This window comes from Spirosoma jeollabukense (assembly GCF_054777855.1).
Genome location: NZ_BAAHAD010000009.1, coordinates 136,846 through 151,239, shown reverse-complemented (window position 1 = coordinate 151,239; position 14,394 = coordinate 136,846). Strand labels below are relative to the sequence as shown.

Sequence of the window (14,394 nt, the reverse complement as noted above, 5' to 3'; positions counted from 1 at the left end):
GAGTTAACCCGGCCTGTCTACAACTGTTTTTTCGAGCCAGAAATCACGCTGACGTTCGGAGCCAAACTGAAAATAATGAAAGCCTATTTTCTTAAAACCCAGCCGCTCATAAAAGGCGATTGCCCTGGCATTACGTTCCCAAACGCCAAGCCAGACAGCCGAAAAACCCTGCCTGCGTGCCCAGTCGAGACAGTATTCCATAAGCATTCGACCCTGCCCCTGACCGATTTGCGACTGAAGAAGATAGATACGCTGAATTTCGACTGCGTTTCGATCAGCCATCTGCCGCGGAGGGGTATGGCGACGCAGCTTGGCATAGCCAACGAGCGTTCCATCGGGCAGTTCAAGTACAAAAAATGCAGAGCGCGGATCGGCCAGCTCGGCTTCTAAAGTAGCTTGTGTAATGGACGACTGTATATATTCCTCAACCAGCTCAGCCGGATTATGAGGTGGCCCAAAAGCTTCGCGCATGGTTATCGTGGCCAGCTCCGTTAGCGGAGCTGCGTCGGCGTTCGTAGCAGGTCGGATGATCAATTCGATGCTGAATTATAAATGATGAATGATTTTGAGTCGTCAAACGATGGTGATTTACGAATATAGCGCGAAATTTGCCAGACTGACGACGTTTTGACTGTTCATCATTGCACCGCAGCCATGAACCATGTCATCATTTATAATTCATCATTCATTATTCTTTTCCTCTTGCTCACATTACGCTATCCACTTGTGCTGGCTTCGGGGTCACCGCGCCGAAAACAACTCATGACCGATGCGGGCTTCGTATTCACCATTGAAACCCGCCCAACCGACGAAATATTCCCAGCAGACATGCCTGCCAATGAGGTAGCTGAATATCTAGCCTGTCAGAAAGCTGCCCAGTTCAGGGCTGATTTGGGCAGCCGGATCGTTCTCTGTGCGGATACCGTCGTGATTTTAGCCGATCAAATTCTGAACAAGCCACAGGATGAAGCCGATGCCCGGCGGATGCTACGTGCCTTGTCGGGACGTACTCACCGCGTTCGAACGGGAGTCGCGATTTTATCGCCCACCAGTGATGGCAAGCCACACCTGGATTCCTTCACCGACGAAACTACGGTACAATTCGCTACGTTGACCGACGACGAAATCACGTATTACATCCGCGAATGCGCACCCTTCGACAAAGCTGGCTCATATGGGGCACAGGATTTTATCGGACTTGTTGGCATCGAACGACTGGAAGGCTCATTTTACACCGTTATGGGCCTGCCAACGCACCGGGTCTATCAGGCACTGAAAGCCTATGTCCGTTAAGTTTCTTCGATAGGAGTAACTGGATTTCAGGATTGGGAGCCTTGTTGAAAAAATTCGGTCTTTTGTATAGGTGCCAGGACAGTGGTAGTACATCATCTATCTTAAAGTAGTTTTCAAACTCACCAGTTGATTTCTCTGTTTGGTAACAACGAAGCTGTTTAGAATTATTCTTCTACAGGTTCACTATCTAGCTTTGTCAGTCTGCTTTACCGGCACGGGCCGCCCCGCCTAAATCCCCTAAAGGGGACTTAGTTCGTACATGAGTAAAGTCCCCTTTAGGGGATTTAGGCGGGGCGGCCCGTGCCGGTAAAGCAGACTAGAAAGAATAATCCTAAACAGGTTCAACTAGCAATTCCTTTTTGAATGCAATCCAGTCGTTCTAAATCCGTCGTTTCGCAGGCCAATGCGTCGTTTGACCAATTACCCGTAAGCCAAATTCGTACGGGTTGTTCGGGTGTCCATTACGAAATTTTCGTTCGTTCATTTGCCGACTCCAATGGCGACGGCATCGGCGATCTCAATGGCGTTACCAACAATCTCGATTATTTGAAGAGTCTTGGTATCTCAGCCATCTGGCTGATGCCTATCAATCCATCCCCAACGTACCACAAATACGACGTAACCGATTACTATGGGATCGACCCCGAATACGGTACGCTGGACGACTTCAAACGACTCATCAGCGAAGCCCACCAGCGGGGCATTGCTGTTATTATCGATTTAGTGATTCATCACACCAGCATTCAGCATCCGTGGTTTCGGGAAGCCTCTAAAGGTCCGGAGAATCCATACTGGAATTATTATAAATGGCTGCTTCCCGAGGAAATTAAATCGCGCAATCTGGCTACCCGCGACATTACGGCTGACTCGGGCGAACGAAATCCCTGGCATTCCGTTCGCGGTGCTACTTATAGGGAGAAATATTATGGCATGTTCTGGAGCGGCATGCCCGACCTCAACTTCGACCACCGACCGCTGCGGGAAGAAATCTTTGCCATCGCCCGCTACTGGCTCAACGAAATAGGCCTGGATGGCTTTCGGCTTGATGCGGCCCGTCACCTTTACCGGGAATTCGATGAACCCAAAAACCATGAGTTCTGGCAGGAATTCGGGCGGGTCGTTGAAGCGGCAAACCGTGGTGACGGGCCGTCCCGCGCCTACACGGTTGGCGAAGTCTGGACACGCCCCGAACGTATTGCGCCTTACTTTAAGGGCCTCAAAGCTAATTTCAATTTTGACCTACAGCTGATGATTCCTGAAATCGTTCAGCAAGAGGATGATACCGAAGATTTAGTCGAATATCTGATGTATGTTCACAGTACGTTTGCGACGGTGAATCCAGACTTTATTGACGCACTTATTTTGTCAAATCATGATCAAAACCGCATTGGAAGCTTACTAAAGGGCAATATTAACCAGTTAAAAGTGGCGGCAAATCTCCTGTTAACTTTGCCCGGCCTCCCCTATCTCTATTATGGGGAAGAAATTGGCATGTTGGGCATGAAACCTGACGAGAGCATCCGGGAACCGTTTCTGTGGGACATCCGTGCCCGTGATAAACAGCGCACATCCTGGCGACGCGGCCGCTATTCGACCAGCCAAACGGTTAAACCCGTGAGCGAACAGGAAAATGACCCCAATTCCTTACTCAATCACTACAAACGCCTGATTCAATATCGCAACAGCCATCCGGTTCTGAATGACAACCTAAGCCGGTTGGAGCAAACAGGTATTCGGCAAAAAGGCACTGTATCATTTATACGTCGCACAGCAAATGGACAGCGTGTTTTGGTGGTGCATAACCTGACAAAAAAGCCGCTCGAAGTCGTGTTTTCTCCGGCTGAATACTGGTGCTGTTGCCTTGTCTTCGAAACTGTCTCGGGCAGTTCGTTTATGGGTGACCGCTTAACAGTGCCCGCTTATGGATGCGTGGTGGTGGAGTGAGTTCTCATAATGAAAAAACTACCTTCGTGATTTTAAAAGTTCTTCAAAACAGACGCTCATTACCAGTTATTTACGAACAAAGTCAGATACGTGGCTTTGCCCGGTAGCCTGCGAAAAGCTCCGAGCGTCGTTGCTTTCTGAACAATGAAGCATGCCACATGATCAGGTTTCTACCCGCGCTACTCATGAAAAAACTCCTTTTTCTACTCATCATTACCTTCCTTTTACAAACGGGCTCTGTCCAGGCTCAACGGGCCGCTCGACCTAATATCATTTTCATTCTGGCGGATGATCTGGGGTATGGCGACGTAGGTTTCAATGGGCAGAAACTCATTAAAACACCTAACATCGACCGGCTGGCCACCGAAGGAATACAGTTCAAACAGTTTTATGCCGGCACGTCCGTCTGCGCCCCGTCGCGGTCGTCGCTCATGACCGGACAGCATACGGGCCACACCTACATCCGTGGCAATAAAGAAGTGAAGCCCGAAGGTCAGCAACCGATTGCGGCTTCGGTCGTTACAGTTGCCGAAGTCTTAAAACAGGCTGGTTATGCAACAGCCGCTTTTGGCAAATGGGGATTGGGTCCGGTTGGTTCTGAAGGCGATCCATTAAAACAGGGTTTCGACCGGTTTTATGGCTATAACTGCCAGGCACTGGCGCATCGGTATTATCCTGACCATCTGTGGGATAACGAGCAGAAAGTGGTGTTGGCGGGAAATCAGAATCTACAGAAAACAAATGAATATGCACCCGACCTGATCCATAAACAGGCCTTGAATTTTCTGGATGCCCGCGACGCGAAACAGCCATTCTTTCTGTTTCTACCCTATACCCTACCCCATGCCGAATTGGTCGTTCCCGATGATAGCATCTTTCAATACTACAAAGGAAAGTTTGCCGAGAAAGCCTTTGCGGGTGCCGACTACGGACCTGATGCCAAAACGGGGGGCTATGCCTCGCAAGCCTATCCGCATGCTACGTTTGCCGCCATGGTAGCCCGGCTCGACCGATACGTTGGTCAGGTGATGGCCACACTAAAAGCAAAAGGACTCGATCAGAATACGCTCGTGATCTTCTCCAGCGACAATGGCCCGCATATCGAAGGCGGAGCTGATCCAACCTTTTTCAATAGCGGTGGCGGCCTTCGGGGTGTCAAACGCGATTTGTATGAAGGAGGTATCCGTGAACCTTTCGTGGCTCGCTGGCCGGGCACGATCAAGGCCGGTAGCCGAAGTGATTACGTTGGTGCCTTCTGGGATGTATTGCCAACATTCGCCGAGTTGGCCGGAGCCAAAACGCCCGCTCACATCGACGGGCTGTCTATTGTGCCATCGCTAACCGGCAAGGGTAGCCAGAAAAAGCACGATTATCTCTACTGGGAATTTCACGAAAACGGCGGTCGTCAGGCGGTTCGGCAAGGCGATTGGAAAGCAGTACGGCTACAGGCGGCTGACAAGCCCGACGGCCCCGTTGAGTTGTATGACCTCGCCAAAGACCCTGCGGAAAAAACTAACGTAGCGGCTCAGCATCCTGAAGAGGCCAGAAAACTCAGCCAGTTAATGAGTCAATCACACGTAGCATCACCCTTGTTTCCGTTTGGGAAAGAGTGAGAACTGTAAAGCAAGCTCAATTTATCGGGAATCACTTATTTGTTTCAGAAGCAATTTTACAGAGAAGGAAGTCAATTTACTACTTAAAAACCAAGCCCTTAGCTCAATACTGGAACGTTATTCCGGCTTTCAACAACCAATGAGGTCTGCAAAGGCCAGCGTTGTTTTTACGTGTATACCCCTATCTTTGGCTAATTTATAGGTATACTGCTCTCATGGCCCAATCCCTCAGTGTCCGCCATTTGGTGGGTATTAAAGACCTGACCGAGTCTGACATCCAACTTATTCTGGACACAGCCGGGCAATTTAAGGAAGTTATTAACCGACCCATCAAGAAAGTCCCGTCGCTTCGTGACGTGACCATTGCCAACGTTTTTTTTGAGAATTCAACCCGCACCCGGCTCTCGTTCGAGTTAGCTGAGAAACGATTATCGGCCGATGTCGTCAATTTTTCGGCATCGGGCAGTTCCGTCAAAAAAGGCGAAACGCTGCTCGATACAGTCAATAATATCCTGGCCATGAAGGTCGATATGGTAGTGATGCGGCACAGCAGCCCCGGTGCTCCGCACTACCTGACCAAGCACATCAAAGCCAACGTAGTGAATGCAGGCGACGGTACTCATGAGCACCCAACCCAAGCCCTGCTCGACTCATTTTCCATCCGCGAAAAACTGGGCGACGTAGCGGGTAAACGTATCGCCATTATCGGCGACATTACGCATTCGCGAGTAGCCCTGTCCAATATTTTCTGTCTGCAAAAACAAGGCGCCGACGTGATGGTGTGCGGCCCCAAAACTCTCATTCCCAAGCACATTGAAGCTCTGGGCGTGAAAGTCGGCCACGATGTGCGGGCCGCCCTGGCCTGGTGCGACGTAGCAAACGTATTACGTATACAGCTGGAGCGTCAGCAGATTAAATATTTCCCCTCGTTACGGGAATATTCGCTCTACTTCGGCATCTCCAAACAGATGCTCGACGAACTCGACCGGCCTATTGTTCTGATGCACCCCGGCCCCATCAACCGGGGCGTCGAATTAACCTCCGACGCGGCCGATTCGTCGCATTCCATCATTCTGGATCAGGTCGAAAATGGTGTAGCGGTACGTATGGCCGTGCTGTATCTGCTGGCACAGTTGTAATCGCATAAGGTTAATTATCTGCATGTTGCCAATACAAATTCATTCTTTCTGACAATTCATTTCTTCAATCTTACTAAACCAAACGGCTGATCATTGCGTTGTTATTAATAGGTTTTTAATGCCTTTTTAATCTCAATATTTTTGACCATCATGTCGGTTAGTACACACCTACAGCCACCGCCGTCGCCTTTACAGCGACTGCTACGGCTACTGGGAACCGAACGGAAAGACATTGTCTATATCCTTCTGTTCGCCATTATTACGGGCCTGATTGGCCTTACCCTGCCACTTGGCATTCAGGCTGTTTTTAATCTGGTCTCCAGCGGCATGCTCTTCAGTTCGGTCTACGTAATGATCGGGCTGGTTATTGTAGGCGTTCTGGCTGGCGGACTGCTTACTATTGTTCAGTTTACGCTGGTTGAAATCATTCAGCAACGTCTTTTTGTCAAAGCGGCTTTTGAGTTTACGTACCGGCTGCCCCGCATCGAACCGGAAGCGATGGAAGGCTATTACCCCCCGGAGCTGATGAATCGATTTTTCGACGTAGTGACCCTCCAAAAAGGCATGACGAAGGTTCTGATTGATCTTCCAGCGGCCGCCGTGCAGATTCTCTTTGGCATCGTTCTGCTCTCCTTTTACCACCCGGTCTTTCTTGGTTTTGGGTTTGTTGTGCTACTGGTTATTTACGGGGTTATCCGGCTGTTTGGCCCGGAAGGAACACGTACCAGCATTAAGGAGTCGAGTGATAAATATAAGGTGGTCGACTGGCTTGAAAAGTATTCGAGAGACCTGTCCGAAAATCGTTCGACGGAGGGAACAGCGCACCCCATTGATCAGATTGATTATCGGCTGGCCAACTACATAAGCCACAGAAACGATCATTTTACGGTTCTCAAACGCTTCTTCTACAGTTCCGTTGCGTTTAGAACGCTGGTTACAGGGGGGTTGCTGATTCTGGGTACGTCGCTGGTTGTCAGTCGGCAAATGTCGCTGGGCCAGTTTGTTGCTTCAGAATTTGTCATCGTACTCATTACAGGAGCCGTTGACAAGCTGACTTCCAGCGTCGACACGATATTTGATATGCTGGCCGGTGTCGAAAAAATTGGCACCGTGACTGATTTACCGATAGAAACTGATACCGCAACACATGCTTAATTTATCGAATCAGCAGATTGATGAGCAGATGTTCGCTGAATATCCGCTCAAAACATTACAGGAACTGCCACACCCCCGCAGTAGTCGCCGACTTGGCCGATGGATGCTCTTTTTTCTGTTCCTGACTATAGTAATCCTATTCCTGCCCTGGCGTCAGAACATCAACGGTTTAGGGAGCGTAACCGCCCTGACCCCGCAAGACCGGCCTCAAACGCTCCAGAATGCCATTGCAGGCCGAATTGAGCGCTGGTCGGTTCGGGAAGGTCAGTTTGTTAAAAAGGGAGATACGTTACTGGTCATTTCTGAAATCAAAGACGAATATTTCGACCCGAACCTGCCTCAGCGTCTTGGTGAACAGCTGGACGCCAAACAAGGAACCCGACTGGCCACAGACGCCAAAATTCAGGCACTCGATAGCCAGCTACAGGCATTAAAGGCGGGCGTAAAAGTAGATTTAGCCGAAGCCAGAAACCGGGTTCGCCAGAGTCTATTGCAGGTACGTATCGACAGCGCCGATCTGACAGCCATCCGACGGAATTACCAGATTGCCGTTGATCGACTCGAACGGTACGAAAAAGGCTACCGGGATGGATTATTTTCGTTAACTGACCTCGAATCCCGGCGACTGACCATCCAGCAGGAATACACCAAAGTCGTTGTGCAGGAAAATAAGCTGAACGTAACGCGGCAGAGCCTGGCCAACGCCCGACTCGACCTGGAATCAATTCAGGCGAAATATGAACAGGAAATTGCCAAAACGTTATCCGACCGAAGTTCAGCCTTGTCGAGTAAGGCGAGTGCGAACAATGAAATTGCCGTTATGCGCAACAAAATCAGCAACGTAAACGTCAGGCGTGGTATGTATGTCGTACGGGCTCCGCAGAGCGGTTTTGTTGTCCGGTCTCTGAAAGCGGGTATCGGTGAAACCATTAAGGAAGGTGAAGCCATCGCTACGCTGCAACCCGCTAATCCGACCCTTGCGGTAGAGCTATTCGTTCGCGCCATGGACGTACCGCTGATTCAGCGGGGGCGCCGGGTACGTATTCAGTTCGATGGCTGGCCTGCAATTCAATTCTCGGGCTGGCCTGCGGTAGCAGTTGGTACGTTTGGCGGAAAAGTAGCGGTTATTGACGCCGTGAGCAGCACCAATGGTCAGTACCGGCTCCTGGTTACACCCGATGCGCTGCCCGGCGACCAGCCCTGGCCCGAATTGTTGCGCGTGGGCTCGGGCGTAGCGGGCTGGGTCATGCTCGACGATGTACCGATCTGGTACGAACTATGGCGCCAGCTCAACGGATTTCCACCAAGTTTAAAACAGGAACCTGCGAAGCCGGAAAAAATATGAAGTCATTCGTTTTTCTTCTCTACCTCGCCAGCATGTTGCTTTGGGTAGAATCGGTTCCGGGGCAAACGCTTCCGGTTACCCCGGCTATTCCCCGGCAGCCAGCAGCGCCGGTATCATCCGACGTTCTATCCCGAACAGCCATTGCTACGTCGGAAACCTCAACCGGTAAAGCGGCCCGATCGTTGACTCCTCCGGCGGGGGTGGCTTTATCCGACACGGGTATTGTCTTCACCGCCCAGGAATTTTACCAGGCCGTTCTCGATCATAATCCGATTGTTAAACAGGCGGCTTTGTTGGGCCAGGAAGCACAGGCGCAGGTTCAGCAGGCCCGTGGTGCGTTTGATCCTAAGTTGTTTTCGACCTATAACCGGAAGAACTTTGGGAATACGTTATACTACGATAAATGGCAGTCGGGGCTGGCCGTACCTATTTTGCCGGGTGGTCTTGACGTCAAAATGTCGTATGACCGCAACACCGGGAAATACCTGAATCCGGAAAATAACGTACCGCCTACGGGCCTGATTGCGCTGGGGCTAAGTGTACCTGTCACCCAGGGTTTGCTCATTGATGCCCGCCGGAATACGTTGCGACAGGCTCAACTGGCCGTTAACCTGGCCGATGCGGATCGAATTTCGCTGATTAACAAAACGATTCTCGATGCTGCCAAAGCGTACTGGGACTGGTACCTGGGGTATCAGCAGTTCCGCTGGATTGGACAGGGCTATCAGTTGGCTCAAACGCGTTTTATAGCAGTTCGGCAACGAGCGCTGATCGGCGACGCGGCTCCAATCGATACGACCGAAGCCCTGATTACGGTTCAGGACCGACTGGTGCAGTTTCAACAGGCGGCTGTCGATCTGCAAAACGCCCGACTCAACCTGACCACGTTTCTATGGAGTAGTCAGGACGGTTCGGCTCCTCAGCCCGTTGACCTCCCACTGACAGTTATTCCGCAGGCTGCTCCCCCCGACCAGACCAGTCAGGTACAGCTTCAGGATTTGCTTAGTCGAGCCGCCCAACAACACCCTGAACTGATCAAACTGGTCAACAAACAGCAGCAATTAACCATCGAAGAACGTTACCGACGGGCATTATTACTGCCGAAGGTGAGCGTTGAGGCCAGTTTGTTAAGCCGGGGCCCACTGTCGGATGCCGCTTTTGACGGATCGAATTCCTACGGTTTTCAGACCGACAATCATAAGATCGGCGTCGATCTGGCCTTTCCACTGTTTCTTCGCGCTGAACGGGGAAAACTTCGACAGGTGCAATTCAAGAATCAACAGATAGGTCTGGAACGGCAACAGACCGGTCGCGACATTGTTAACGAAGTGCAGCGATCCTGGAATGAGTTGGCCACTCTTGAAAAACAGATTATCACCCAACAGCAGACAGCCGCGAACCAGCAGACCCTGGTTCAGGCAGAAGTAAGCAAGTTTCAGTTGGGCGAGAGTTCACTGTTTCTAGTCAATAGCCGGGAAACCAAACTTATTGATTTACTGATAAAACTAGAGGAGCTACGTTCCAAACACCAAAAAGCGCTTGCCAACCTATGGTACGCTGCCGGTTCCAATGTAGGCACCCGGTAGTTTTATAGTAAAGTGAATAAGCAATTCCTATGAGTCGTGTGGGGCTAATCAGCGCGTCTTACCCGCGCCCCTGTCAGCGTACTTAAAGGGTTTTTTGGTATATTTGACAAATAGCTTGAGCCAATGGAACTGGAACTTCGCACGTTACATCCGCCCCGTTACCAGAAATTCGACGATGATTTTTTCTTCGCCTTGTGTCAGGCGAATGAAGCAGCCCGATTGGAGCGGGATTCTAACGGAAATATTATTCTTATGCCCCCCACCGGAAGCGAAACAGGACGATACAACGCCGATTTATCCGGCGAAATATGGAGTTGGAACCGTCGTAAAAAACTCGGTTACGTATTCGATTCATCAACTGGATTCAAATTACCAAACTCGGCCGTCCGTTCGCCAGACGTATCATGGGTGAGTCAGGAACGCTGGGAGCCTATTTCCACAACAGATAAGCAGGGATTTGCTCCGCTCTGCCCTGATTTTGTCGTTGAGATCCGTTCAACGAGTGATGATCTGAAAGAACTCAAAGAAAAGATGGAAGAGTATCGCGACAATGGCTGCCGATTAGGCTGGCTGATTGACCGCGCCGGAAAACAGGTTTTTATCTACCGGGAAAACGGCTCGATTGAAATTAAACAAGGCACAACCGCTACGTTATCTGGAGAAGACATCCTGTCAGAGTTGACCGTACAGATTGATTTGTAAAAAGCCAATTTAGTGCCATTTTGATGCGCCATAAAGAAAGCCCTTAAACCCGGAGGAATTCATGAAAATAGTACTCCGATTGGTCAATGTACTCTTACTAGCGGCTCTCTTCCTTTGTGTTTTGTTCTTACTCGCTTTATACGGTAGTGGTCATAATGTACCACATGATACTAGTACATCAATAATCGTAATTATCGTTTTTCTGGTTTTATCACTTATTCTATTGCGCTTTTACAAACATAAATTTCATTAACGCAAAACATTGACTTGAGGTCAGTCATCCTTCATGTAAACAAAGCAGACGCGCCTGGCCAGGCGCGTCTGCTTTGTTTTATGCCCATAAATTTGCTAATTCACTGCTTCTCATCTCATCCCGACTAAATCTGGTAATGAAACACCGCTCCTCTTTCGCAAGGCTGGCAGTTGCCATCGTCTTGTGCTTTACCCAGTATGCTCACGCGCAGGAAGATATTTTTAAAAAGCTACAGGAAATTGCCATTATCGAGCAGAAAGTCATGATGCCCATGCGCGATGGCGTTCGGCTGGCAACGGATATATACCGCCCAAAAACGGATAAAAAAGTCCCGATCATCTTCTCCAAAACGCCCTATAACTTCAACGGCTGGGGCGACGGTGAACAACGTCAAAATTCCTATCAGGGCGCTCTCGATGCGGTAAAACATGGCTATGCCTACGTTGTCCAAAATGAGCGTGGCAAGTTTTTCTCGGAAGGCGATTGGGACATTCTCGGCCCACCAACGACCGACGGTTACGATGCCTTTTCATGGATGGCCAAACAACCCTGGTCGAATGGAAAAATCGGGACGCTGGGTTGCTCGTCAACGGCAGAGTGGCAAATGGCCGTGGCTGCGCTGGACCACCCGGCCCATGCCGCCATGGTACCGATGGGCTTCGGTGCGGGTGTCGGTCGTGTTGGACCGTTTATGGAACAGGGCAACTGGTATCGGGGTGGAGCCCAACAAATGCTTTTTACGGCCTGGCTGTATGGTACTCAAGTCGATGCGTTTGCCCGGCCCCTTTTTCAGAAAACGGCAACCAGCGAAGATCTGGCTCGTGTGTCACGCTTTTACGACCTGGCGCCCGAAATGCCAAAAGTCGATTGGGCGCAGGGATTGCGCTACCTGCCCGTGCAGGACATCATCAAAAACGCCAACGGGCAGAAAGGAATTTACGAGAAAATGATTGTGCGTAAACCGAATGATCCGGACTGGTACAAAGGTGGACTGTATCATGATAACATGCCCTTTGGCGTGCCCAGTTACTGGTTTGCGTCCTGGTATGACGTCTCGACCGGACCCAATCTTGCCCTGTTCAACCACGTTCGCAAAAATGGCGTCGATGCTCAGGTTCGGGACAACCAGTTTCTGGTCATAGCGCCTACGCTGCACTGTGCCTACAAACGCGCGACCGAAAATACCATCGTGGGGGAACGTAGCGTTGGCGATGCCCGCCTGGACTACGACGCGATGACGTACGGCTGGTTTGATTTCTGGCTCAAGGGCGAAAACAACGACGTAGTTAAAAACATGCCCCGCGTTAAATACTACACGATGGGATCGAACAAGTGGCAAACATCAGACGCCTGGCCACCTACTACGTCCGAAATGACGACCTATTACCTCTCCAGTGCCGGACGGGCGAATAGCCTGTACGGCAACGGAAAACTGACCACCAAACCGCTGGGCAAAGATGAGAAACCGGATGCGTTCGCCTATGATCCGGCCTTCCCGGTTCCGTCCTATGGTGGCAATGTTTGCTGTACGGGAACGGCGGTGCAGGGCGGAGCTTTTGACCAGCATCAGATGGAAACCCGGCAGGATATTCTGGTCTACACCACTGAACCGTTTGCGAACGGCGTTGAATTAACGGGATCGATTGAAACGACGCTCTACGTAGCATCGGATGCGAAAGACACAGATTTTACGGTCAAACTGATTGATGTGTACCCGGATGGGAAAGCCTATAATCTGGATGAAACGATTCTCCGTGCCCGCTACCGCGATGGCTTCGATAAAGAAGTATTTATGGACAAAGGGAAAGTGTATAAGCTCACGTTAAGCCCAATGGCGACGAGTAATTTTTTCGCACCGGGCCACAGCATTCGGGTGGAGATATCGAGCAGTAACTTCCCGCGTTTCGACCGGAACATGAACACAGGAGGAGATAATTACAGCGAAACAAAAGGCGTAATTGCTCACAATCAGGTGTTTCATTCGGCACAGTATCCATCAATGGTGCGACTACCGATTGCGAAAAAGTAATCCATTTCTCAATGGCAGTTAACCGAATTGGCGAACCGCTAAAGCAGGCGAACAAATCCGCGAAACACACTGTTCTTTCGACATACCCATGAACCGTCTGGAGCCTATTTTCGGTATCCGGCGACTAACGACTGACTACTAACGACTTTACGCATGAAAGGCTTTCAATTCTCTGATTACGTACCGCCCGAACAGAAAGAAGGCAGCAATTTTGATAAACTGCTCAACATCTTTCAGCAACTGTTGCTCCTAACCTCCGGCGACGTAGAACAGGCTATGTCGTGGATGAGTCAGCTTGACCGTCAATACGGCTTAACCGACGATAAATACGGCATTGGTAATTTCTTCGACGACCTGAAAGAAAAAGGCTACCTGACCGAAGATAATCAGGAAGGCAAGATCGTGATGACGCCCAAGAGCGAACAAACGATTCGACGGTCGGCGCTCGAAGAAATTTTCGGCAAACTCGAACGCTCTAAATCTGGCGGCAACCACCAGACGCCTTATACGGGCACGGGCGACGAACTGAGCAGCGACATCCGAACGTATCAGTTTGGCGACTCACTGGAGCAGATTTCCATGACCGAATCTATCCGTAACGCCCAGATTAACAGTGGCGTAGAGGACTTTACGCTCATGGAGCGCGATCTGGAAGTAACGCAGAAAGAGCAGAAAACCCAGACGTCGACGGTGCTCATGATTGACATTAGCCACTCGATGATTCTGTATGGCGAAGACCGCATTACCCCCGCTAAAAAAGTGGCGCTGGCACTGGTCGAACTGATCAAAATCAAGTACCCGAAAGACACACTCGACATTGTTGTATTTGGCAATGATGCCTGGCAGATTCAGGCCAAAGATTTGCCGTATCTGGAAGTTGGGCCGTATCACACCAATACCGTGGCTGGGCTTGAACTGGCGATGGATCTGCTACGTCGGCGGAAGAACAAAAACAAACAGATTTTCATGATCACGGACGGGAAACCGACCTGTTTGAAAGAAGGCATTAAGTACTATAAAAACTCATTCGGGCTGGACCGTAAAGTAGTCAGCAAAACGTTGACGCTCGCTGCGCAAGCCCGTCGGTTGGAAATTCCGATCACTACGTTCATGATTGCGTCTGACCCGTATTTGAAACAGTTCGTGCAGGAATTTACGAAGGTAAATAACGGCCGGGCTTATTACAGTGGTTTGCAGGGCTTGGGCAACATGATGTTCGAGGATTTCCAGCGGAACCGGCGCAAGAATATTAAATGATTTTTATTATCATGCTGACGAAGGAAGCATCTTCTTGCATTTATTCTACTTTTCTCTCCCGAAGAAGCTTCCTTCGTC

Annotated in this window: 11 protein-coding genes; 10 read left to right on the top strand and 1 reads right to left on the bottom strand. The window is 50.2% G+C overall.

What is annotated here, in order from left to right:
• Positions 1 to 3 precede the first annotated feature (3 nt).
• The gene (locus ACYVEA_RS26130; RefSeq protein WP_461116376.1) at positions 4 to 534 is read right to left on the bottom strand and encodes a GNAT family N-acetyltransferase; all 531 of its coding nucleotides are present in this window, start codon (positions 532 to 534) and stop codon (positions 4 to 6) included.
• A gap of 120 nt (positions 535 to 654) precedes the next feature.
• On the opposite strand from ACYVEA_RS26130, the gene ACYVEA_RS26125 reads away from it, so the two are divergent.
• The 10 genes from ACYVEA_RS26125 (at position 655) to ACYVEA_RS26080 (ending at position 14,316) form a co-directional block, all read left to right on the top strand.
• Entirely contained in the window at positions 655 to 1,293 is a 639-nt protein-coding gene (locus ACYVEA_RS26125) for a Maf family protein (RefSeq protein WP_461116375.1), read from the top strand.
• A gap of 363 nt (positions 1,294 to 1,656) precedes the next feature.
• Positions 1,657 to 3,237, top strand: coding sequence for an alpha-amylase family glycosyl hydrolase (locus ACYVEA_RS26120; RefSeq protein ID WP_461116374.1), 1,581 nt, complete (start codon positions 1,657 to 1,659; stop codon positions 3,235 to 3,237).
• A 185-nt stretch (positions 3,238 to 3,422) separates the two neighbouring features.
• Positions 3,423 to 4,850 carry an arylsulfatase gene (locus ACYVEA_RS26115; RefSeq protein ID WP_461116373.1) on the top strand — a complete coding sequence of 476 codons (1,428 nt, stop codon included), beginning with the start codon at positions 3,423 to 3,425 and terminating at the stop codon, positions 4,848 to 4,850.
• 215 nt (positions 4,851 to 5,065) lie between these two features.
• Positions 5,066 to 5,989: an aspartate carbamoyltransferase catalytic subunit gene (locus tag ACYVEA_RS26110; protein ID WP_461116372.1), complete on the top strand. Its 924-nt coding sequence runs from the start codon at positions 5,066 to 5,068 to the stop codon at positions 5,987 to 5,989.
• Between the two features lie 150 nt (positions 5,990 to 6,139).
• The gene (locus tag ACYVEA_RS26105; protein WP_461116371.1) at positions 6,140 to 7,144 is read left to right on the top strand and encodes an ABC transporter transmembrane domain-containing protein; all 1,005 of its coding nucleotides are present in this window, start codon (positions 6,140 to 6,142) and stop codon (positions 7,142 to 7,144) included.
• Positions 7,137 to 8,489, top strand: a complete 1,353-nt coding sequence (locus tag ACYVEA_RS26100; protein ID WP_461116370.1) for an HlyD family secretion protein — start codon at positions 7,137 to 7,139, stop codon at positions 8,487 to 8,489. Before ACYVEA_RS26105 ends, ACYVEA_RS26100 begins: the two co-directional genes overlap by 8 nt.
• Entirely contained in the window at positions 8,423 to 10,075 is a 1,653-nt protein-coding gene (locus ACYVEA_RS26095; protein ID WP_461116369.1) for a TolC family protein, read from the top strand. The genes ACYVEA_RS26100 and ACYVEA_RS26095 overlap by 67 nt, the downstream gene beginning before the upstream one ends.
• 123 nt (positions 10,076 to 10,198) lie before the next feature.
• Positions 10,199 to 10,777: a Uma2 family endonuclease gene (locus ACYVEA_RS26090; RefSeq protein ID WP_461116368.1), complete on the top strand. Its 579-nt coding sequence runs from the start codon at positions 10,199 to 10,201 to the stop codon at positions 10,775 to 10,777.
• A 389-nt stretch (positions 10,778 to 11,166) separates the two neighbouring features.
• Complete coding sequence (locus tag ACYVEA_RS26085; RefSeq protein ID WP_461116367.1) at positions 11,167 to 13,059, top strand: CocE/NonD family hydrolase; 1,893 nt, start codon at positions 11,167 to 11,169, stop codon at positions 13,057 to 13,059.
• Between the two features lie 153 nt (positions 13,060 to 13,212).
• Positions 13,213 to 14,316: a vWA domain-containing protein gene (locus ACYVEA_RS26080; RefSeq protein ID WP_461116366.1), complete on the top strand. Its 1,104-nt coding sequence runs from the start codon at positions 13,213 to 13,215 to the stop codon at positions 14,314 to 14,316.
• Positions 14,317 to 14,394: the final 78 nt, after the last annotated feature.

Excerpts from the sequence above, each read along its gene's own strand:
- ACYVEA_RS26125 (WP_461116375.1), top strand. The coding sequence starts at position 655 with ATGAACCATGTCATCATTTATAATTCATCATTCATTATTCTTTTCCTC.
- ACYVEA_RS26120 (WP_461116374.1), top strand. The coding sequence starts at position 1,657 with ATGCAATCCAGTCGTTCTAAATCCGTCGTTTCGCAGGCCAATGCGTCG.
- ACYVEA_RS26115 (WP_461116373.1), top strand. The coding sequence starts at position 3,423 with ATGAAAAAACTCCTTTTTCTACTCATCATTACCTTCCTTTTACAAACG.
- ACYVEA_RS26110 (WP_461116372.1), top strand. The coding sequence starts at position 5,066 with ATGGCCCAATCCCTCAGTGTCCGCCATTTGGTGGGTATTAAAGACCTG.
- ACYVEA_RS26105 (WP_461116371.1), top strand. The coding sequence starts at position 6,140 with ATGTCGGTTAGTACACACCTACAGCCACCGCCGTCGCCTTTACAGCGA.
- ACYVEA_RS26100 (WP_461116370.1), top strand. The coding sequence starts at position 7,137 with ATGCTTAATTTATCGAATCAGCAGATTGATGAGCAGATGTTCGCTGAA.
- ACYVEA_RS26095 (WP_461116369.1), top strand. The coding sequence starts at position 8,423 with ATGGCGCCAGCTCAACGGATTTCCACCAAGTTTAAAACAGGAACCTGC.
- ACYVEA_RS26090 (WP_461116368.1), top strand. The coding sequence starts at position 10,199 with ATGGAACTGGAACTTCGCACGTTACATCCGCCCCGTTACCAGAAATTC.
- ACYVEA_RS26085 (WP_461116367.1), top strand. The coding sequence starts at position 11,167 with ATGAAACACCGCTCCTCTTTCGCAAGGCTGGCAGTTGCCATCGTCTTG.
- ACYVEA_RS26080 (WP_461116366.1), top strand. The coding sequence starts at position 13,213 with ATGAAAGGCTTTCAATTCTCTGATTACGTACCGCCCGAACAGAAAGAA.